The sequence below is a fragment of the Sedimentitalea xiamensis genome, from assembly GCF_030164465.1.
Taxonomy (GTDB): domain Bacteria; phylum Pseudomonadota; class Alphaproteobacteria; order Rhodobacterales; family Rhodobacteraceae; genus Sedimentitalea; species Sedimentitalea xiamensis.
Window position 1 is genome coordinate 13,116 of sequence record NZ_JASNJE010000008.1, and the last position, 19,704, is coordinate 32,819.

Here is a 19,704-nt window from a genome sequence, read left to right on the forward strand (position 1 = left end):
GGAAACCGGCTGTCCGCCGCCAAGCGCCAGACACGATCAGGGGCCGCCTTCCGGGCGGCCCTTTTTCATCTGTGATACCGAAGGCTTCGCCCACGGTGGAACGGGTGGCGTGACGAACATGGCGGGCGGCAAGGTTTCGATGTGTTCAACCGTGCCGATCGGCGCTATTCCGGCGGAATGCGCCTCATCTTTCTCACTCTGCTGACCATGACCGCCTTTGCGGCCAATTCGATCCTCAACCGGATGGCCGTGGACAGCAGCGCGATAGACCCGGCGAGCTTCGCCATGCTGCGCGTGGCGTCGGGCGCGGTGATGCTGTCCGGGCTGACCCTGGCGCGGCGAAAGACCCTGCCGCTGCGGGTGCCGGGGCGACTGAAGGGGGCGGTGTCCCTGGTCACGTACATGGTCGGGTTTTCCGCCGCCTATCTGACGCTGGACGCGGGACTCGGCGCGCTGGTTCTGTTCGGGGTCGTCCAGATTTCGATTTTCGGGCTTGCGGCGGTGCGCGGAGCGCCGCCATCGGCACGGCAGGTCCTCGGTGCGGGGATCGCCTTTGCCGGGCTTGCCTGGGTGTTGTGGCCGGCCGGCGCGGTGCGGGTGGACCCTGTCGGGGTCCTGTGCATGGTGCTGGCGGGCGCGGGCTGGGCCTATTACACCCTGGCGGGGCGCTCCGAACCGGATGCACTGGCCGGCACCGCCGCGAATTTCTGCGTCGCGGTTCCGCTGGTCGCGCTGGCCTATGCCGTGTTTCCCGCCGAGCCCGTTCTCACGGGAGACGGCGTCATGCTGGCGGTGCTGAGCGGCGCCGTAACCTCCGGGCTGGGATATGCGCTCTGGTATGCGGTGGTGCCGCGGTTCAGCCCGTCGATGGCGGCCATCGTTCAACTGCTGGTTCCGGTCATCGCAATGGCCGCCGGGGTGATCCTGCTGGGCGAATACGCCAGTGTCCGGCTGATCCTGGGCGCCGTCCTGGTGCTTGGCGGGATCGCGCTGGCCGTGCGCCGCCCGGCGCGGACGGCCGGCGTCAATTGACTTTCCCTTGATGCGATTACGGCGTATTCGGCGGCCATGCGTCTGTTCCCTTTCCTTTTTCTGTGCCTGCAATGGGCTTCCGCCGCGCGGGCGGACTGTGTCGTGCTGCTGCACGGGCTCGCGCGCACGGAAACATCCTTTGCGATCATGGAGCAGGTGTTGCTGAAAAGGGGGTATCGCGTGGTGCGTCCGGGCTTTCCATCGACGGACCTGCCGATCCCCGACCTGGCGGAACAGACCTTGCCGCGAGCGTTGGCCGACTGTGGCGATCAGACGGTGCATTTCGTGGCCCACTCGATGGGCGGTATCCTGATCCGCTACTGGTTCTGGCGCCAGAAGCCCGACAACCTCGGGCGCGTGGTGATGCTTGGCCCGCCCAATCATGGCAGCGAACTTGTCGACAAGATCGGCGATTTCGAAGTGTTCGGACTGCTGAACGGTCCCGCGGGGATGCAACTGGGCACCGGGCCGGAAAGCATCACACGCAGGCTGCCGCCGGTGGATTTTCCTCTGGGAGTGATTGCCGGCACCCATTCGCTGAACCCGCTGTTCTCATCCTTGATCGACGGGCCGGACGACGGGAAGGTGTCGGTCCGCTCGACCATGGTGGAAGGGATGAGCGATCACATCGAACTGCCGGTGACGCATACGTTCATGATGAACAATCCGCGGGTCATCGCCGAAGTGTTGCATTTCATCGAATACGGCCGCTTCGATCCCGAAATCTCGTGGATGGATGCGGTGTTCGGAACCATCGACAGCTTTTGCGTGACGCAGGACTGTGGCCCCGATGCCGGTGAACCGGGATCGCCATGACGGGGCTTTCGCTGGACCTGTGCGGCGCCGAGGTGCTGCTGCCGGAAGGGTTCGCCCGGCGCCGGCTGTCGCTGGCCGATGGTGCGATCGTGGCTGATACGGTCGGGCGGCGCGTGGATCTGAGCGGATATCTGGTCCTGCCCGGTCTCGTCGACCTGCACGGCGATGCGTTCGAGCGCCATCTCGCGCCGCGCCGGGGGGCGATGAAGCAGATGACCGAAGGCGTGATCGCCGCCGAGGCGGAACTGGCCGCCAATGGCATCACCACGGCGGTTCTGGCGCAATTCTACAGTTGGGAAGGCGGGTTGCGCAGCCCGGATTACGCCGGACGGGTCTTCGATGCCATCCGGCAGGTGCAATCCGACGTGGTGACGGACCTGATCCCGCAACTGCGGTTCGAAACCCACATGCTGGACGATTATGCGGACCTGCCCGACCGCATCGCGACCTGGGCCGTGCCCTATTTGGTTTTCAACGATCACCTGCCGCATGACAGGCTCGCGGCGGGCAAGCGGCCGCCGCGGCTGACCGGACAGGCGCTCAAGGCGGGGCGCAACCCGGACCGGCATTTCCAGATGATGCTTGACCTGCATGGGCGGGGGGACGAGGTGCCCGGCGCGCTCGCGGAACTGACGCGGATGCTGGCCGCCGCGGGTGTCCGCCTGGGCAGCCACGACGATCGCACGGCGGCGGAGCGGACGGCGTGGCGGGCGCTCGGGGTGCCGATTGCCGAGTTTCCGGAAACCCCGGAAGCCGCAGAGGCCGCGCGGGCCGGCGGCGACGCGATCATACTCGGCGCGCCGAACGTGGTGCGGGGCGGATCGCACAAGGGCAATGCCAGCGCGTTGGACCTGATTGCGATGGGGCTGTGTGACGCGCTGGCGTCGGATTATCACTATCCGTCCCTGCGCCGAGCGGCGCTGATGCTGTCCCGAAGCGGGCTTTGTGATCTTGCCGGAGCCTGGCAGCTGGTCTCGAGCGGGCCGGCGCAGGTATTCGGCCTGACCGATCGCGGATCGCTGGCGCCGGGTCGGCGCGCCGATATCGTCATTCTGGAACAGGGAACCCACAGGGTCGCGGCGACCATGGGACAGGGGCGTATCAGCTACATGAACGGCGGCATCGCCGACCGGTTCCTGGACCGGATCCAGGGGGGCGCAGCTTCTCAGGCTCGGTGAGCCTTCGGCGCCGCGCGCATCCGCCCTGCGGGCCGGTATCATCCTTTGCGCACGATTCTGTTGGCGTGGCCCATCTTGCGGCCGGGTTTCACCTCTGCCTTGCCGTAGAGATGCAGCGCCGTGTCGGGCTGGCGGGCGAGATCCGGCACGCGGTTCATGTCCTCGCCGATCAGGTTTTCCATCACCACGTCCGCATGGCGCTGCCCGCCGCCCAGCGGCCAGCCCGCCACGGCGCGGATGTGCTGTTCGAACTGGTCCACGGTGCAGCCGTTCTGGGTCCAATGGCCGGAATTGTGCACCCGTGGCGCGATTTCGTTCACGATCAGGCCGCCCGGCGTGACGAAAAGCTCGACCCCCAGAACCCCGATGTAATCCAGCGCGTTGAGGATCGTGGCGGCGAGCAGGATCGCATCCGTGCGCTGCGCCGACGTCAGGCGGGCAGGCACGGTGGTGGTGCGCAGGATCCCTTCGCGGTGAACATTCTCTCCGGGATCGAAACAGGCGATCTCGCCGGTCAGCCCGCGCGCGGCGATGACCGAGACCTCGTGGCTGAAATCAACGAAACCTTCCAGGATGGCCGGAGCTCCGGCCATGTCGGCCAGGGCGTTTTCCGCATCCTGCATCCCGGTCAGGCGCGACTGGCCCTTGCCGTCATATCCGAACCGCCGGGTCTTGAGAATTGCGGGCGCACCGATGGCGTCCAGCGCCATCGTGAGGCTGACCAGATCCGTGACGTTGGCGAAGGGGGCCGTTTGCAGGCCGAGATCCCTGAGAAAGGTCTTCTCGGTCAGCCTGTCCTGGCTGATCCGCAGGGCCTCGCGCCCCGGTCGGATCGGGCGGTGGCGTTCCAGCGCGTCCAGAGCCGAGGTGGGGATGTTCTCGAATTCATAAGTCACGACATCGACCGAGCCGGCGAAGGCGGCGATGGCATCGGCGTCGTCATAGGCCGCTTGCGTGACCCGGTCCGCCACATGTCCGGCGGGCGGGTTTTCACCCGGCTCGAAGATATGGCAGCGAAATCCGAGCCGCGCGGCCGCGACGGAGAGCATGCGGCCGAGTTGGCCGCCACCCAGGATTCCGATCACGGCGCCGGGCGCGAGCGGCTCAGTCATCCTGCGGCTCCTGCGGGATCGATGCGGACAGCGCGTCGCGCCACGCCTGCAGGCGCTGCGCCAGGGCATCGTCCCGCAGGGCTAGGATGGCGGCGGCCATCAGCCCCGCATTGGCCGCGCCGGCGGCACCGATCGCCATCGTCGCGACGGGAAAGCCCCTGGGCATCTGGACGATGGAGTAGAGCGAATCCACACCGGACAGCGCCCGCGTCTGCACCGGCACGCCAATCACCGGAACGCGGGTCTTGCTGGCCATCATGCCGGGGAGATGCGCCGCCCCGCCGGCACCGGCGATGATCACCTGCAATCCGCGCGAGACCGCGGACCTGCCATAGTCCCAGAGCCGGTCGGGCGTGCGATGCGCGGAGACGATGCGTTTTTCGTAGACAACGCCCAGATCGTCCAGAATATCGGCCGCTTCCTTCATGGTCGCCCAGTCCGACTGGCTGCCCATGATGATCCCCACCTGTATGTCCGCCATGTCCGGCCCCAAGCTGCAAAAGAAACCGCACTATAGCGGCATCGCGCGCCTAGGCAATGATATCCGGCGTCAAACGGTCCTCGATGATCGCGATCATGTCCTTGAGCCACAGCTTCTGCTTTTTCAACCGCTTGAGCGTAAGCTGATCGGCAGTGCCGCGTTCCACGAGCGCGTGAATGGCTTCGTCAAGATCCCGGTGCTGACGGCGGAACACTTCCAGTTCGACCCTGAGCACGTCGTCGGTTTTCATCGACAGATCGGATTGGACATTCATGTGGCGGACCCAGAATCGTTGTGCTGTGAACCCAGAGAATACGCGGAGAAGATGTTTTCGCCTAGACCTTGTTCCAGCGCGGTTTTCTCCCCATATTCCTTGGGCGCGGTTGCCGAACCGGGACCGCGCGCTGCGTCGCTTTTTATGCCAAAGGACGAAATACGTGTCGAAACTTACCTTGGGCTCATACCCGCATCTGTTGGGGTTCGAGCAACTGGAACGCCTGCTGGAACGGTCCTCGAAGGCCGGAAACGAAGGCTATCCGCCCTTCAACATCGAACAGACTTCGGATTTTTCCTACCGGATCACGCTGGCCGTGGCCGGGTTCGCGGAGAGCGATCTGTCGATCACGGTCGAGGACCGGCAACTGGTGATCCGGGGCCGTCAGACCGAGGACATGGATGGCCGGGTCTTCCTGCACCGCGGGATTGCCGCGCGACAGTTCCAGCGCATGTTCGTTCTGGCTGACGGCGTCGAAGTCGGCGAAGCCATCATGGAAAACGGATTGCTGCATGTCGATCTGACGCGGGCCATGCCCGAAACGGTGGTGCAGACGATCAATATCAGGAAAGGGTAAGTCATGAACACACCATTCAATTTTGACCAGTCGGACAATCGCATCGTCTACGTCAAGACCGTAGACGTGGCCGACCTGCCGCAAGAAGTGCGGGCCGAGGCCGGCGACCTGAGCCACCTTTACGCCGTGCATTCGGCGGACGGGGCGCAACTGGCGCTGGTTGCGGACCGCAGAATGGCCTTTGTCCTGGCGCGTCAGAACGATTTCGCGCCGGTGGCCGTTCACTAGGTCTGACCGCACCACATGAACGGGTGAGTGCTCCGCCCGCGCCGAAAGGGTTGCAATGGCGTCTTATCGTTTCGACTGGGTGGATGCCTTCACGGACAAGCCCTTTGCCGGGAACGGTTGCGCCGTGGTGCACGGCGGGGCGGCGCTGGACGCCGAAGTCTGCATGGATGTCGTGCGCGAAACCTCGCTGGTGGAATGCACCTTCACCGGGCCGTCGGAGGTCGCGGACATCCGCGTGCGGTATTTCCTCGCCAGCCGTGAAATTCCCTTCGCCGGCCATCCGACCGTCGCCACCGTCGCCGCGATGCGATCGCGCGGCCTTATCGACGGCGACAGCCTGGTTCTGGAAACCGGCGCCGGACTGGTCCGGGTCGATCTGGACGGTCCGCTGATCGAGATGACGCAGGTCGCGCCGCAGTTCGGCATCTGCCCCGATCCGGCCCGCGTCGCGCATGTCGTCGGTCTGATGCCGGACGCCATCATCGCGCCACCGCAGATGGTGTCCACGGGATTGCCCTTCTGCATCACCGTCCTGCGCGACCAGGGCGATCTGCGGGCCGCGCGGCTGAACGTCGATGCCCTGCGCGAGTTCGCCGCCGACATGGGGCATCAGGGAGCCGACATGGCCGAACCCTTCCTGGTCACTCTGTCGGGAGCGACCTCCGAAGGCGACACCTATTCGCGGCTTCTGCTCGCACCGCCGGGCCCGTCCGAAGACCCGTTCACCGGGTCCGCGACCGGAGCGATGGGGGCCTATCTCTGGCGTCACGGCCTGCTGGACAAGCCGGTTTTCACCGCCGAACAGGGGCACGGTATGAACCGCCCGGGGCGGGCGCGTGTCACCCGTGTCGGCCCGTCCGGGGCGATGACGGGGATCAAGGTTGCGGGGCAGGGCTATGTCCTGATGCGAGGCGAGATCGATCTGCCCGAGGCCGGTGGATGAGCGCCCCCGAACCCGCCATCGGCTTTCTGCCCTACGGCAGCACGCTGGGGCCCGCGTTGGCCAAGATGCCGGTCGAGCGGGTGAAATGGCCTTTGGGTTGTCCCGACCGGCTGGCCGGGGCGACTGTGGGCGATCTCTTGCCATCCGATCACCTGATCTGTTTTCCAAGAACCACGCATCATTTCCACCTGTGGCGCGGCAGCCGTGCGCAGATATCGCTGGTGCTGGGCGAACCTTCGGCGATCCACGCCAAACACCTGGCGTTGCTGCGCGTCACCTATCGCCGGTTCCATCGTGTGCTTTCCTTCAACGAGGATCTTCTGGCCCATATCCCGAACGGCATCTTCTTTCCCTACGGCACGACGTGGGTGCAGGACTGGCGCGGCCTGCCGAAGGACAAGACGCGGATGACCTCCCTGATCGCTTCGGCGAAATGCGACACGACGGGTCACAAGCTGCGGCACGCCGTCGTCGAATGGGTGCGCGGAACGAAGCAGGACGTGGACGTGATGGGGCGCGGCTATACCCCCTTTGCGGTGAAATCGGACGGGCTTGCGCCCTATCGGTATTCGATCGTGATCGAGAACATGCGCGAAGCCAATTATTTCTCGGAAAAGCTGCTGGATGCCGTGTTCTGCGACACGGTTCCGATCTACTGGGGCTGTCCGAACCTTGAACGGTTCATCGACCCCGACGGCATCATCCAATGCGCCAGCGAAGACGACATCCGCCGTGCGGTCCTGGCCGCTTCGGAACAGGACTTCGCCGCGCGATTGCCCAGGTTGAAGGCGATCCAGCCGCAGTTGGATGCCTACAGCGATCTTGAAAGCCGCGCTGCCGTGGCGATCCGCGACAGCCTTGTGGAAAACTGAAACCGGCCCGGAAGCGATCTGCTTCCGGGCCGGCTGTCAGGTGGGATCGGGCCGCGATCAGCGCGCCGCGATGAGGCCCATGTTTTCCAGCTTCAGCAAGACCTGGTGGGCGCAGTTGTCCACGTCGGTGCCTTCCGTTTCCACCCGCAGTTCGGGATTGGCGGGCACGTCGTAAGGGTCAGAAATCCCGGTGAATTCCTTGATCTTGCCCTCGCGGGCCAGCTTGTAGAGTCCCTTGCGGTCGCGGCGTTCGCATTCTTCGATGGAGGTGGCGACATGCACCTCGACAAAGGCGCCGAACGATTCGATCTCTTCCCGCACCGCGCGCCGGGTGCTGGCGTAGGGCGCGATCGGGGCGCAGATCGCGATGCCGCCGTTCTTGGTGATCTCGCTGGCGACATAGCCGATGCGGCGGATGTTCAGGTCGCGGTGTTCCTTGGAAAAGCCCAGTTCGCTGCTCAGGTTCTTGCGCACCAGATCGCCGTCCAGCAGCGTCACCGGACGTCCGCCCATTTCCATCAGCTTGACCATCAGAGCGTTGGCGATGGTGGACTTGCCCGATCCCGAGAAGCCGGTGAAGAACACGGTGAACCCCTGCTGGCTGCGCGGCGGCCGGGTGCGGCGCAGTTCGGCCACCACTTCGGGGAAGGAGAACCATTCCGGGATCTCGAGACCCTCGGACAGACGGCGGCGCAACTCGGTGCCGGAAATGTTGAGGATGGTCACGTCGTCCTTGTCGGCGATCTCGTCATTGGGTTCGTATTGGGCGCGTTCCTGCACATAGACCATGTGTTTGAAATCGACCATTTCGATGCCCATCTCGTCCTGGTGCTGGCGGAACAGGTCCTGCGCATCGTAGGGGCCATAGAAATCATCGCCGGCGCTGTTCTTGCCTGGGCCGGCGTGGTCGCGGCCGACGATGAAATGGGTGCAGCCGTGGTTCTTGCGGATCAGGCCGTGCCAGACCGCTTCGCGCGGGCCGGCCATGCGCATCGCCAGGTTCAGAAGGCTCATGGTGGTGGTGGCGGCGGGGTATTTGTCCAGCACCGCCTCGTAGCAGCGCACGCGGGTGAAATGGTCCACGTCGCCCGGCTTGGTCAGCCCCACGACCGGGTGGATCAGCAGGTTCGCCTGGGATTCGCGGGCGGCGCGGAAGGTCAGTTCCTGATGCGCCCGGTGCAGCGGGTTGCGGGTCTGAAAGGCGACGATCTTGCGCCAGCCCAGCTTGCGGAAATAGGCGCGCAATTCGTTCGGTGTGTCGCGGCGACCGCGGAAATCATAGTGCACCGGCTGCTGGATGCCCGTCACCGGGCCGCCCAGATAGACCTTGCCCGCCGTGTTGTGCAGGTAGTTCACGGCCGGATGCGCGTCGTCATCGGCGCCAAAGACCTTGGCCGCCTCGTTGGACTTGTTCGGCACCCACCGGTCGGTCACGGTCATGGTGGCCAGGATCACGCCTTCCTGGTCGCGCAGCGCGATGTCTTCGCCGATCTCAAGCGTCTCGGCGAATTTCTCGGACACGTCCAGCGTGATCGGCATCGGCCAGAGCGTGCCATCCGCGAGGCGCATGTTCTCGACGACGCCATTGTAGTCGGCTTCGTTCAGAAACCCCTTGAGCGGATTGAAGCCGCCGTTCATCAGAAGCTCCAGATCGCAGATCTGACGCGGACTCAGGTCGTGGCTCTTCAGATCTCCGGCCTCGCCCTTCAGTTTCTGGGCCGAGTCATAGGACACGTAGAGTTCGGGGATCGGGGCAAGATTTGCGAGCATGGTCATTGAGACTATTCCTGGAAGCTTGAAAAGGCGCGGGTGCCGGCGGACCCGGTCGGGCGCGGCATATATCCGGAGCGTCGCCAAAGTCCAGCCATGGAAAACAGGTTTTGCCCGATTGAGCCGTTTCGGCGCGAATTTTCGCCTTCAAACAGGCGAAACAGCCTGATTCGGCGGGGATTTGGCCCGGTTTGGTCCCTGCGCATGGCCGCCATGACGACAGGTCAAACGGGTGTCGGGGCACTTGGCTTACAGACGGGGCGTCAATTGCGCGCGCCACCCGTGCGCCGGTGCATCACTGCCAGATGCAAGCGGTCCGGCACCGCGCGATCCAGGGGGCATTCCCTCCGCCCCGAAAGAGCAGGTCCGCACGATGGACAGGGGCGATCCGCCGGATCACCCCGCCGCGCGTTGATCAGGCATCCTGTTCCGCCAGGAAACGTTCGGCTTCCAGCGCCGCCATGCATCCCATGCCGGCGCTGGTGACGGCCTGGCGATACTTGTGGTCGGTCAGGTCGCCGGCGGCGAAGACGCCGGGAATGCTGGTTTCGGTGCTGTCCGGCTTGGTCACGACATAGCCGCCCATATGGGTTTCCAGCACGTCCTTGACCAGCTCGTTCGCGGGGGCGTGGCCGATGGCGACAAAGACGCCCTTGGCCGGGATCTCGATGATCTCGCCGGTTTTCACGTGTTTCACCCGGACGGCTTCGACGCCCAGCGGATTGTCCGTGCCGACGACCTCTTCCAGAGTATGAAACCACAAGGGTTCGATCTTGGGGTTCTTCATCAGCCTGTCGATCAGGATCGCCTCGGCCCGCAATTCGTCACGCCGGTGCACCAGCGTCACCTTGCTGGCGAAATTGGTCAGGAACAGCGCCTCTTCAACCGCGGTGTTGCCGCCGCCGATCACGACGATCTCCTGGCCGCGATAGAAAAAACCGTCGCAGGTGGCGCAGGCGCTGACACCGAAGCCCTTGAATTTCTCTTCGGACGGCAGGCCCAGCCATTTGGCCCGCGCGCCCGTTGCCAGGATCACCGCGTCCGCCGTGTAGACCGTTCCGCTGTCGCTCCGGGCGGTGAACGGGCGGTTCGACAGGTCCAGATCGGTGATAATGTCGCTGACGATCTCGCAGCCCATGGCCTTGGCATGGGCTTCCATCCGCAGCATCAGGTCGGGGCCCTGGACTTCGGTGTCGCCGGGCCAGTTCTCGACCTCCGTCGTGGTGGTCAGCTGGCCGCCGGGTTCGATCCCCTGCACCAGAAGCGGTTGCAGCATCGCGCGGCTGGCATAGACACCTGCCGTATATCCTGCCGGTCCCGACCCGATGATCAGAACCCTGGTGTGACGTGTTTCGCCCATGACAACCCCTCGTTTCGGTCCCAGGGGCGGGCAGGCCGCCCGCCGAGACAGGGATATAGCGATCGGTCCACCGGTCTTAAAGCCCCATTTCCCCAGCGCGGGGCGGGAAAACGAAAGACATACAATGTTGCGCAATCGCGAAATATAATTGCGCGCCTTGGATGTGCTGCTATAAGAAACGAAAATTCCGGGGGAGCAGGGAATGGTCGCAACACGTCTCGATCCGATTGACCGCAAGATATTGTCGGAACTTCAGGCCGACGGGCGGATGACGAATGTCGAACTGGCCCGACGAGTCGGAATATCCGCGCCGCCGTGCCTGCGCCGCGTGCGCACGCTGGAGGAATCGGGGCTGATCGAAGGCTATCACGCCGAAGTCAATGCGCGCGAACTGGGGTTTGAGGTCCAGGTGTTCGCGATGGTCGGGCTGGACAGTCAGGCCGAGGCCGAACTGAGCGCCTTCGAGAGCCGGTGCCGGAACTGGCCGCTGGTGCGGGAATGCCACATGCTGAACGGAGAGGTCGATTTCATCCTGAAATGCGTGGCCCCGGATCTCAGCAGCTTCCAGAGCTTTCTCACCGGCGAACTGCTCACCACCCCGAATGTCGCCAGCGTCAAGACATCGCTGGTGATCCGCCGGGCCAAGGACGAGCCCGGCGTGCCGTTCGACATCCTCGAAGAACGCCTGAGCAAGAGCGCCTGACCGGGATCAGGTCACGACCGCGTGAATCTGCCCGTCCCCGGCGCGCGGATGGCGCAGGGCGCCGAAATCGCAGAATTGCGAAACATGCGGAAACAGGTTCAGAAAGACCGGCCGCATCGCATGGCTGACCATTCGGCCCGCATTCGGGCCGGGGTGGTAGGTTTCAAAATCAAGGCCGCCGACGCGGATCACCGCATGAGTTGCCAGGCAGAGGTGATAGAGTTGCACCGGCGTCGGCGGCGCGGTTTCTACCACATTCATCCCGTCGATACACGCTTGCACGGGGCTCAGGATCTGTTGCCCACCCGCCAATGACCGCAAGTGGCCGGGTGTGTGCAGCAACCGTGCCGAGGGGCCGGCGATCAAGCAGGAAATGGGACGCTGGATGCCGAAGCTGTCGGTCATGATCCGCGTCAGGTGGAGCTTGCGCCCCTGCGGTCCGGGCCGTCCCGGAACCAGCGTCGTGCTGCCTTTCCAGACAAGGGGTTCGGCCTTTCCATCCGATGTTACGATCCTGTCGCCGGGCAGCAGGTCTTCCACGGCGACGAGCCCGGCATCGGTCTCGATCAGCGACCCGCGGGAAAAGGCGCAGAATGCATCCTCGAACAGCGGCAGCGCCGGTGCGACGTGGCGGGTTTCGGCGATGGTTCCGTCGGGCGACAGCCTGCATACGTCATAGCGGCGCAGCTGCGGTTTCGGCTGGGGGACTTTGGCGGCGGAACTGGCGGGCGCAACACGGTGCGCGTCGCGGTTCAGCGGAACGGGGAGCGTCATGACAAGTCGGCCTTTTCGGGTTCTGCCGGGCTGCGTCGGCCCCCACCGACAACGCAGACCGGCGCGGTGATTGCGTGGATCTGCTTGGTGACAATACTTGGTGAATTTCGGTAAAATTGTCAAAGACTTGGGTGATCGCATGGTTAATCCGGGACAGTCCGGCGGCGGAGAACGTGATTGTTTCCGAACCAGGCTTGGCCAGGCGGTCTTCGGACTGCAGGCGCGGCCAGCGGCTACAGGCAGATGGCCGAAATCAACCGCCCGTAATCCGCATCCTTGGTGTGGACGCTGCGCCGGTAGGAATAGAACCGATCCGCATCCGAATAGGTGCAGTGGCGCGTCCATTCGGCCTGGCCGACGCCTGCCCGGCGCAACCTGTGCAGTCCGAAGGCGGGCAGGTCGAACTGCATCCTGTCTCCCGCGCCATTGGCAAAGAAACGGCTGTTGTCGGGGTCGTCGGCCATGAAGGCGTCAAGGAATTCCGGGCCGACCTCGTAGGCGCGCTGGCTGATCGTCGGCCCGATCACCGCGACAATGTTGCTCCGTCGCGCGCCGAGGCTTTCCATGCTGTCCAGCGTCGCCTCGAGCACCCCGTCCAGCGCCCCGCGCCATCCGGCATGGGCGGCGCCGATTACGCCGGCGCGCGCATCTGCGAAAAGGACCGGCTGACAATCCGCCGTCAGGATCGACAAGGCCAGGCCCGGTGTGGCCGTCACCATCGCATCGGCGCGGGGTTTGTCTGGCAGGGGGCCGTCAACCGTCACCACATCCGGGGAATGCACCTGGTGGACCCCGATCAGCGCATCGCTGTCCACCTGCATGGCCTGCGCCACGCGGGCGCGGTTGATGGCGACCATGTCGCTTTGGTCCGACGACCCCGTGCCGCAGTTCAACCCGAGGAAAACGCCCGAAGACGCGCCGCCGCGGCGGGTGAAAAATCCGTGCCGCAAATTCGACAGACTGTCCGAAGTCAGGATTTCCAGTGTCATGGGTCCAATCCGGGTGGCGTCGCGCAATCATGAGGATAGAGGCCGAGAATCTTGAACAGATTTCCCATTTCGTCCGGATGCGTCAACCTGCGATGTGCGCTGACAAGCAGATCGAGCGCGGTTCCGGTCAAATTGTCGGCAGCCGCGAGCGCCTGTGCCCTCGCGGTAATGCCGAGCCGTTCCAGGAAAACGCCCTGCGGCGCAAGGCGGCTGTGCGCGCAACCCGCCTTGCCCGCCGCGATGGCGATGGCTTCGAAATCCACATGCGCGGTCAGGTCGGCCTGACCGGGGGCGTCAAGCACGTCGCAGGATTCGTGTGCCCGGACCGCCTGCAAGGTGTCGCCCTGCGACCGCCAGTCGCCGTAGTCGATGATCAGCGCCGCCCCGCCGTGGTCGGCGATGCGCCGCGCCAGACAGGTGGCGATGGCTTCCGCCGCCGGGCGGATTTCGACCAGGTCGCCGTCTTTGGTATCGGCCAGCCGATCCGCGAGGTCCGCCTGGGCGGCGGGCGTTCCAAGACCGAAAACAAGGGCGTCGTCCTGCACCCCGATCCGCCGTTCCCGCCAGCCGGGTCCGGCGCGCACGAACTGGCGCACCGGCAGGGCATCGAAGAATTCGTTGGCCACGGCGAACAGCGGCAGGTCCGGCAGGGCTTCGGCACGGTCCAGCCAGACCGGCCCGAACGGGCCGAGGGTTTCCTTTTGCACCGCCCGCAAACCGGGAGAAGCTTCGACCAGCGCGATCCTGGCCGCCGCGTGAAAGCCCGGAACCGACCGGGTCGCCCGCAGGATATCGGCCATCAGTGTTCCGCGTCCGGGGCCGAGTTCGGCCAGGGCGATCGGTGCCGGACGGCCCTGATCCATCCAGGTCTGCGCCAGGCACAGTCCGACCATTTCGCCGAACATCTGACTGATTTCCGGCGCGGTGACGAAATCGCCCTGCGCACCGAACGGGTCGTGGGTGGTGTAGTAGCCATGGACCGGATGCAGCAGGCAGTCGGCCATGTAGTTGGCGATGCTGATCGGACCGTCCTGCCGGATTCGGTCGATGATGAGTTGCGCAAGGGTCATCGGCCTGCGCCGCGCCGGGACCGCAGGACCAGCAGCAGGCCGAGCGCGATCATCGGCAGCGACAGGATCTGCCCCATGGTCAATCCGTATCCGCCGACCTGCCAGGCCAGGCCGAGCGGGTTCCCCGGCGACACGAACTGGGCGTCGGGCTGGCGCACGAATTCGACCAGAAACCGGGCCAGCCCATAGCCTGCGAAGAACATTCCTGTGACGCGGCCCGGATGTTTGAACGCCCCTCGCCGGTAGACCATCCAGAGCAGCAGGGCGCCGAGTATCGCGCCTTCGAGAAGCGCTTCGTAGAGCTGCGAGGGGTGGCGGGCGCAGAGACCCGCGACACCGGGGCAGTCCTGTGCGGCGGCGCCGGGAAAGATCACGCCCCAGGGCAGGTCCGTCGGACGGCCCCAGAGTTCGGCGTTGACGAAATTGGCGAGCCGTCCGAGCAGCAGCCCCGCCGGCACGGAATGGGCGACCAGGTCGGCGACCGGCAAGGCCGGAAGGCGGTGACGCCGGACATAGAGCCAGGCCGCGGTCACGACCCCGAGCAACCCGCCGTGAAACGCCATGCCGCCCTGCCAGATCCGCAGGATTTCCAGCGGATTCTGGGCGTAGTAGGCGGGCTGGTAGAACAGCACGAAGCCGAGACGCCCGCCGAGGATAATCCCCAGAATGACCCAGGTCAGCAGGTCTTCGATCTGCGCCGGAGTCATTGGCGGAGTTTGCTCCGCCCACAGGGATGCGCGGCGCACCGCCAGCACGCACAGCCGCCACGCGATGAGGATGCCGACGATATAGGCAAGCGCATACCAGCGCAGCGCCAGTTCGATCCCGAAAATCGTGATCGAGACAAGATCGGGAGAGAGTTCGGGAAAACGGATGGCTGCCTGCATATGCGTCTGAATGCCTCTGGGATCGTAGGGAAGTCAACCTTGTCGCACGCCCTGGAGATGCCCATATTCACGGCAACTCTCAATGGAGGCGAAAGATGCAGACACGCAACAAGATTCTCGACGACATTTCCCAGCTGATGACCAACGCGATGGGCGTGGCGCAGGGCGCCAAGGAAGAAGCCGAAACCGCGATGAAGTCGATGTTGGATCGCTGGCTGGCGGACCGCGATCTCGTGACCCGCGAGGAATTCGACGCGGTGCGCGCGATGGCGCAGAAGGCACGCGAGGAAAACGTCGCACTGGCGGCGCGGCTCGACGCGCTGGAAGCCAAGGCCAAGCCGAAGCCCGGCGCCAAGCCGAAGAGCTGATCCAAAGGAGGCGCTGCCGCGCCATTTTACATCCACTTTCTTGCGGGCGCGACGCGCCGGCCTGCCGTGGCGCGGCTTTGCGCAGCGCATCAAGATCCGAGCTGATCCGGAAGGACCAGATTTTGGGCGGCAGGACAAACTATCCACAGCTTATTGCGGGTCCCCCCGAAATAGGGGGTTGTCAGGCTCGCCATGACGGCGCACCATATATTGTATGGGCACGGGGGATCGCCCCGGTCTGTAGAGCAGGCAGCTAGCGCTAGGGGCGCTACGAAGACCCCTCCGCTAGAGATCAGTGAGGTGGCATCATGGCCCTTTCCGAGCAGTATCTGGAAGACGACATACACCCTATCGACATCGTCGAGCACATCGCGTCGGATCACGACTGGGATTTCGACCGCATCGGCGACGATCAGATCGCCATGGCCGTCGAAGGCCAGTGGCGCACCTATTCCATCACCCTGGCCTGGTCGGGTTTCGACGAAACCCTGCGCATGATCTGCACCTTCGAACTGGAGCCGCCCGAGGACAAGATGCCGGGGCTGTATCAGTTGATGAACGAAATGAACGATCAGTGCTGGGCGGGGGCCTTCACATACTGGGCGGAACAGAAGCTGATGGTCTACCGCTACGGGCTCGTCCTGGCGGGCGGCCAAATGGCGAGCCCGGAACAGATCGACACGCTGATCACCGCCGCGGTGGTCGGTGCGGAGCGGTATTATCCGGCGATCCAGCTGATGGTCTGGGGCAACCGGACTCCGCGGGAAGCGATGCAGGTCGCCATTGCAGAGGCTTATGGACGCGCGTAACCCTGTCCCCTGAACCAAAGCGGAGAGGGGAAAGCATGGATCTGTCACGTATCGCCGACCGCGGCCTGGTGTTGCTGGGCTGCGGCAAGATGGGATCCGCCATGCTGGCCGGCTGGCTGGAACGCGGATTGCCGGCAAGTTCGGTCTGGGTGATCGATCCGAAACCTTCGGACTGGGTCAGGGCGCAGGGGGTGCATCTGAACGCGGCGCTGCCGGAGCGGCCGGCGATCGTGCTGGTGGCGGTGAAACCGCAGATGATGGGCGACGCCCTGCCGACCATCGCGGGTCTTGGCGGTGGCGGCACGCTTTTCGTTTCGATCGCCGCAGGCACGCCGATCGCGGAATTCGAACGGATTCTCGGATCCGCCACGCCGATCGTGCGGGCGATGCCCAACACTCCGGCGGCGGTCGGGCGCGGCATCAGCGCGCTGACCGGCAACGCCGCTGCGGGGGAGGAGGATCTGGATCTCGCTGATTCCCTGCTGTCTGCCGTCGGGCAGACGGTGCGGCTGGCCAGCGAGTCCCAGATCGATGCGGTAACGGGTGTCAGCGGCTCGGGTCCGGCCTATGTGTTCCTGCTGATCGAAACGCTGGCGGCGGCGGGAGAGGCGCAGGGCCTCGATGCCGACCTGGCGATGCAACTCGCCAAGGCGACCGTCGCCGGCGCCGGGGCGCTGGCCGAGACGGCAGAGGACAGCCCCGCCCAGTTGCGGGTGAACGTGACCAGTCCGAATGGGACGACCCAGGCCGCGCTGGAGGTGCTGATGGATGCCGATGCGGGCTTTCCGCCGCTCCTGCAAAGGGCCGTCGCTGCGGCAACGAACCGGTCCAGGGAACTGTCCCGTGGCTGAGATCGGGTTTGACGACTTCCTGCGGGTCGATATTCGCGTCGGCGAGGTGGTGCGGGCCGAAACCTTTCCGGAGGCGCGCAAGCCGGCGATCAAACTGTGGATCGATTTCGGCGGCGAGATCGGCGAAAAGAAGACCTCGGCCCAGATCACCGTGCATTACGACCCCGAGACGCTGATCGGCAGGCAGGTTCTGGCGGTTGTCAATTTTCCGCCCCGCCAGATCGGCCGTTTCATGTCCGAGGTGCTGGTGCTGGGACTGCCGGACGAACATGGCGATATCGTCCTGATCGGCCCGGACGGTCCGGTGCCGAAAGGCGGGAGGATGCATTGATGCGGCTTCTGATCACGCGCCCCATGCCGCCCGCCGTCGAGGAACGGGTCCGCGCCGCGTTCGACTGCGAGATCCGTCCGGAACAGAACCCGCTGGATCCGGCAGAGCTGCGCCGGGCCCTGCGCGACTTCGATATCGTGATGCCGACCCTGGGCGACCGGTTTTCCGCGGAGGTCTTTTCCGAGGTCCCGACCCCGCGCTGCGGGTTGCTGGCGAATTTCGGCGTCGGATACAACCATATCGATGCGCAGGCGGCCGGTCTGGCGGGGGTCGCGGTGACCAATACGCCCGGCGCCGTGACCGATGCCACCGCCGATATCGCCATGACGCTGATCCTGATGAGCGCGAGACGCGCCGGAGAAGGCGAAAGAATGGTGCGGGCGAGGAACTGGCCCGGCTGGCATCCGACGCAACTTCTCGGGATGCATATCACCGGCAAAACGGTCGGGATCGTCGGAATGGGGCGCATCGGACAGGCCATTGCCCGGCGTTGCCATTTCGGTTTCGGAATGAGGGTGCGCTATCTGGCCAGAACGTCGAAAACGCTGGATTTCCCCGCCGAGGCGGCCACCGGTCTGGCGGACCTCGCCGCGTCGGTGGACGTGCTGGTGATCGCGGTTCCCGGCAGCGCGGAAACGCATCACCTGATCGGACAGGACGTGCTGGAAGCGATGCGGCCGACCGCGCATCTGGTCAATATCGCGCGCGGCGATGTCATCGACGAGGCGGCGCTGATCCGGTGCCTGAAAGCGGGCGCGATCGCCGGGGCGGGGCTGGATGTCTACGAGTTCGAACCGCAGGTTCCGCAGGCGCTGATCGACCTGGAGAACGTGACCCTGCTTCCGCATCTCGGCACCGCGGCGCTGGATGTGCGCACCGGCATGGGGCATATGGCTCTGGACAATGCGGTCGCCTTTGCCGCCGGCGATCCGCTGCCCAATCCGGTCTAAGCGACCGGAGCGCGGTCGCCCACCGCCTCGCGCCAGTGCCGCCGGCAAAGCGACAGGTAGGTGTCGTTCCCGCCGATCTGGACCTGCTCGCCTTGCAGGATCGCGCGGCCCTGATCGTCCTGGCGAATGACCATTGTCGCCTTGCGTCCGCACCGGCAGATAGTGCGCACTTCGCGCATCTCGTCGGCGATGGCCAGCAGTGCGGCCGAACCGGGAAACAGCTCGCCCCGGAAATCGACCCGCAGCCCGTAGCACAGGACGGGGAGATTGAGATCGTCCACCACCCGCGCCAGTTGCCATACCTGTTCGGGGGTCAGGAACTGGGCTTCGTCCACGAAGACGCAGGAAATGGACCCCTGCGCCAGCCGCGCCCGGACCATCTCCGCCAGGTCGCTGCCGCCGTCGAAGATGTCCGCGTCCGAGCCGATGCCGATGCGCGAGGCGATGCGCCCGGCGCCGGACCGGTCGTCGATGCGCGCGGTGAGCAGATAGGTCTCCATCCCATGTTCGCGGTAGTTGTGCGAAGCCTGCAGGAGCACCGTCGACTTGCCCGCGTTCATGGTCGAATAGTTGAAGAAAAGCTTGGCCATGCCCGTCGTTTAGGGTCTGGCGCCGCCCCTTGCAAGCGAGCCGTCGCCCGCAGGAAACGGAAACCGATGGCAGCGGGCACGCACCCGCCCGCTGCCTGAGCACACTGGCCGCCAAGGCGGTCCGATACTGGCTACGTACCCCTTCCCGAAGAGGTATGGCGCAAACATGGCATCTGGACTAAGTTTTCGTAATGGGAAATGAAGGAACTCATTCCCCGTGCTGGCGCCCTTGCGGGTATCGAGTATCAGGCAGTCCGGAGACCCGAAAATGGACAACTGTGGCAGCTATCTGAAAAAGCACACGGAATCGCTGGTCAAGGAGGTGGGGATCGAAACGGCCTGTTCCGTCACCGGCAAATCCAAGGCGACGCTGGGCCGGTATTATTCGGATCACGAGGAACATGCGGACCGGTTCATCCCCGTCGATGCGGTGGCCAAGCTGGAGGCTCTGTCCTCATATCCGCATGTCACCAGCGCCCTGGCCGAACTGAAAAACATCACGCTGTCCTATGACGGCCGCAAACCGAACGAACCGGACAGCGGCGGGGTCAATTCGGATGTGATCGCGCTGAGCCAGCGGTTCGCCATGCTGATGAGCGAATATCACCAGGCCATCGAAGACGGGGTGATTTCCCTGAACGAGGCGAAGCGGCTCTTGCGGGAAACCGTCATGCTGCAACAGGTCCTGATCGACATGAAGCTGCATCTGGAAGCGGAGTGTTCGTGACGGACGTTGCCA

At 64.9% G+C, this 19,704-nt stretch carries 24 protein-coding genes; 14 read left to right on the forward strand and 10 right to left on the reverse strand.

What is annotated here, in order from left to right; all coding sequences use genetic code 11:
- Nucleotides 1-177: 177 nt before the first annotated feature.
- The 3 genes from QO034_RS08690 to QO034_RS08700 are packed head-to-tail and all read left to right on the forward strand — an operon-like array spanning nucleotide 178 to nucleotide 3,026.
- Nucleotides 178-1,032: a DMT family transporter gene (locus tag QO034_RS08690; protein WP_284485126.1), complete on the forward strand. Its 855-nt coding sequence runs from the start codon at nucleotides 178-180 to the stop codon at nucleotides 1,030-1,032.
- Between the two features lie 36 nt (nucleotides 1,033-1,068).
- Entirely contained in the window at nucleotides 1,069-1,848 is a 780-nt protein-coding gene (locus QO034_RS08695) for an alpha/beta fold hydrolase (RefSeq protein WP_284485127.1), read from the forward strand.
- Nucleotides 1,845-3,026 carry an alpha-D-ribose 1-methylphosphonate 5-triphosphate diphosphatase gene (locus QO034_RS08700; RefSeq protein ID WP_284485128.1) on the forward strand — a complete coding sequence of 394 codons (1,182 nt, stop codon included), beginning with the start codon at nucleotides 1,845-1,847 and terminating at the stop codon, nucleotides 3,024-3,026. Before QO034_RS08695 ends, QO034_RS08700 begins: the two co-directional genes overlap by 4 nt.
- A 38-nt stretch (nucleotides 3,027-3,064) precedes the next feature.
- Here QO034_RS08700 and QO034_RS08705 read toward each other — a convergent pair whose 3' ends face one another.
- From QO034_RS08705 to QO034_RS08715, 3 genes are read right to left on the reverse strand one after another with little or no spacing between them, the layout of a single operon-like run.
- Nucleotides 3,065-4,138, reverse strand: a complete 1,074-nt coding sequence (locus QO034_RS08705) for a 5-(carboxyamino)imidazole ribonucleotide synthase (RefSeq protein ID WP_284485129.1) — start codon at nucleotides 4,136-4,138, stop codon at nucleotides 3,065-3,067.
- On the reverse strand, nucleotides 4,131-4,619 hold the full coding sequence (gene purE / locus QO034_RS08710) for a 5-(carboxyamino)imidazole ribonucleotide mutase (RefSeq protein ID WP_284485130.1): 489 nt from the start codon (nucleotides 4,617-4,619) through the stop codon (nucleotides 4,131-4,133). Before purE ends, QO034_RS08705 begins: the two co-directional genes overlap by 8 nt.
- A gap of 49 nt (nucleotides 4,620-4,668) precedes the next feature.
- Nucleotides 4,669-4,893: a YdcH family protein gene (locus QO034_RS08715; protein ID WP_284485131.1), complete on the reverse strand. Its 225-nt coding sequence runs from the start codon at nucleotides 4,891-4,893 to the stop codon at nucleotides 4,669-4,671.
- 163 nt (nucleotides 4,894-5,056) lie between these two features.
- Here QO034_RS08715 and QO034_RS08720 point away from each other — a divergent pair, with 163 nt between their 5' ends.
- Genes QO034_RS08720 through QO034_RS08735 form a run of 4 tightly spaced genes read left to right on the forward strand, consistent with a single transcriptional unit; the run spans nucleotide 5,057 to nucleotide 7,513 of the window.
- Nucleotides 5,057-5,470 carry an Hsp20 family protein gene (locus tag QO034_RS08720; RefSeq protein WP_284485132.1) on the forward strand — a complete coding sequence of 138 codons (414 nt, stop codon included), beginning with the start codon at nucleotides 5,057-5,059 and terminating at the stop codon, nucleotides 5,468-5,470.
- A 3-nt stretch (nucleotides 5,471-5,473) separates the two neighbouring features.
- Nucleotides 5,474-5,698, forward strand: coding sequence for a DUF1150 family protein (locus QO034_RS08725; RefSeq protein WP_284485133.1), 225 nt, complete (start codon nucleotides 5,474-5,476; stop codon nucleotides 5,696-5,698).
- Nucleotides 5,699-5,753: 55 nt separating this feature from the next.
- The gene (locus QO034_RS08730) at nucleotides 5,754-6,641 is read left to right on the forward strand and encodes a PhzF family phenazine biosynthesis protein (protein WP_284485134.1); all 888 of its coding nucleotides are present in this window, start codon (nucleotides 5,754-5,756) and stop codon (nucleotides 6,639-6,641) included.
- Nucleotides 6,638-7,513, forward strand: a complete 876-nt coding sequence (locus QO034_RS08735; protein ID WP_284485135.1) for a glycosyltransferase family 10 domain-containing protein — start codon at nucleotides 6,638-6,640, stop codon at nucleotides 7,511-7,513. The genes QO034_RS08730 and QO034_RS08735 overlap by 4 nt, the downstream gene beginning before the upstream one ends.
- A 57-nt stretch (nucleotides 7,514-7,570) precedes the next feature.
- Here QO034_RS08735 and QO034_RS08740 read toward each other — a convergent pair whose 3' ends face one another.
- On the reverse strand, nucleotides 7,571-9,289 hold the full coding sequence (locus QO034_RS08740; RefSeq protein ID WP_284485136.1) for a bifunctional sulfate adenylyltransferase/adenylylsulfate kinase: 1,719 nt from the start codon (nucleotides 9,287-9,289) through the stop codon (nucleotides 7,571-7,573).
- Between the two features lie 409 nt (nucleotides 9,290-9,698).
- Nucleotides 9,699-10,643, reverse strand: a complete 945-nt coding sequence (gene trxB, locus QO034_RS08745) for a thioredoxin-disulfide reductase (protein ID WP_284485137.1) — start codon at nucleotides 10,641-10,643, stop codon at nucleotides 9,699-9,701.
- A gap of 202 nt (nucleotides 10,644-10,845) precedes the next feature.
- Here trxB and QO034_RS08750 point away from each other — a divergent pair, with 202 nt between their 5' ends.
- The gene (locus QO034_RS08750; protein WP_284485138.1) at nucleotides 10,846-11,346 is read left to right on the forward strand and encodes an Lrp/AsnC family transcriptional regulator; all 501 of its coding nucleotides are present in this window, start codon (nucleotides 10,846-10,848) and stop codon (nucleotides 11,344-11,346) included.
- A gap of 6 nt (nucleotides 11,347-11,352) precedes the next feature.
- On the opposite strand, the gene QO034_RS08755 is transcribed toward QO034_RS08750, so the two are convergent.
- From QO034_RS08755 to lgt, 4 genes are all read right to left on the reverse strand, one after another.
- Nucleotides 11,353-12,120, reverse strand: coding sequence for a Hint domain-containing protein (locus tag QO034_RS08755; RefSeq protein WP_284485139.1), 768 nt, complete (start codon nucleotides 12,118-12,120; stop codon nucleotides 11,353-11,355).
- A 233-nt stretch (nucleotides 12,121-12,353) separates the two neighbouring features.
- Nucleotides 12,354-13,109, reverse strand: a complete 756-nt coding sequence (pgeF, locus tag QO034_RS08760; protein WP_284485140.1) for a peptidoglycan editing factor PgeF — start codon at nucleotides 13,107-13,109, stop codon at nucleotides 12,354-12,356.
- A complete protein-coding gene (locus QO034_RS08765) occupies nucleotides 13,106-14,179 on the reverse strand; it encodes a class I SAM-dependent methyltransferase (RefSeq protein WP_284485141.1) in 1,074 nt (357 codons plus the stop codon). Before QO034_RS08765 ends, pgeF begins: the two co-directional genes overlap by 4 nt.
- Complete coding sequence (gene lgt, locus QO034_RS08770) at nucleotides 14,176-15,066, reverse strand: prolipoprotein diacylglyceryl transferase (protein ID WP_284485142.1); 891 nt, start codon at nucleotides 15,064-15,066, stop codon at nucleotides 14,176-14,178. Before lgt ends, QO034_RS08765 begins: the two co-directional genes overlap by 4 nt.
- 95 nt (nucleotides 15,067-15,161) lie before the next feature.
- Between lgt and QO034_RS08775 the strand changes: the two genes are divergently transcribed.
- From QO034_RS08775 to QO034_RS08795, 5 genes are all read left to right on the forward strand, one after another.
- Nucleotides 15,162-15,434: an accessory factor UbiK family protein gene (locus QO034_RS08775; RefSeq protein ID WP_284485143.1), complete on the forward strand. Its 273-nt coding sequence runs from the start codon at nucleotides 15,162-15,164 to the stop codon at nucleotides 15,432-15,434.
- A gap of 308 nt (nucleotides 15,435-15,742) precedes the next feature.
- Nucleotides 15,743-16,243: a type III secretion system chaperone family protein gene (locus QO034_RS08780; RefSeq protein ID WP_284485144.1), complete on the forward strand. Its 501-nt coding sequence runs from the start codon at nucleotides 15,743-15,745 to the stop codon at nucleotides 16,241-16,243.
- Nucleotides 16,244-16,278: 35 nt separating this feature from the next.
- Nucleotides 16,279-17,094, forward strand: a complete 816-nt coding sequence (gene proC / locus QO034_RS08785; protein ID WP_284485145.1) for a pyrroline-5-carboxylate reductase — start codon at nucleotides 16,279-16,281, stop codon at nucleotides 17,092-17,094.
- Nucleotides 17,087-17,425 (forward strand): tRNA-binding protein, encoded by a 339-nt coding sequence (locus tag QO034_RS08790; protein ID WP_284485146.1) that lies wholly within the window; start codon nucleotides 17,087-17,089, stop codon nucleotides 17,423-17,425. Before proC ends, QO034_RS08790 begins: the two co-directional genes overlap by 8 nt.
- A complete protein-coding gene (locus QO034_RS08795; RefSeq protein WP_284485147.1) occupies nucleotides 17,425-18,375 on the forward strand; it encodes a 2-hydroxyacid dehydrogenase in 951 nt (316 codons plus the stop codon). The genes QO034_RS08790 and QO034_RS08795 overlap by 1 nt, the downstream gene beginning before the upstream one ends.
- On the opposite strand, the gene QO034_RS08800 is transcribed toward QO034_RS08795, so the two are convergent.
- Entirely contained in the window at nucleotides 18,372-18,965 is a 594-nt protein-coding gene (locus QO034_RS08800) for a thymidine kinase (protein ID WP_284485148.1), read from the reverse strand. The two genes, QO034_RS08795 and QO034_RS08800, sit on opposite strands and share 4 nt — an antisense overlap.
- A 268-nt stretch (nucleotides 18,966-19,233) precedes the next feature.
- Between QO034_RS08800 and QO034_RS08805 the strand changes: the two genes are divergently transcribed.
- Entirely contained in the window at nucleotides 19,234-19,692 is a 459-nt protein-coding gene (locus QO034_RS08805; RefSeq protein WP_284485149.1) for a hypothetical protein, read from the forward strand.
- Nucleotides 19,693-19,704 lie beyond the last annotated feature (12 nt).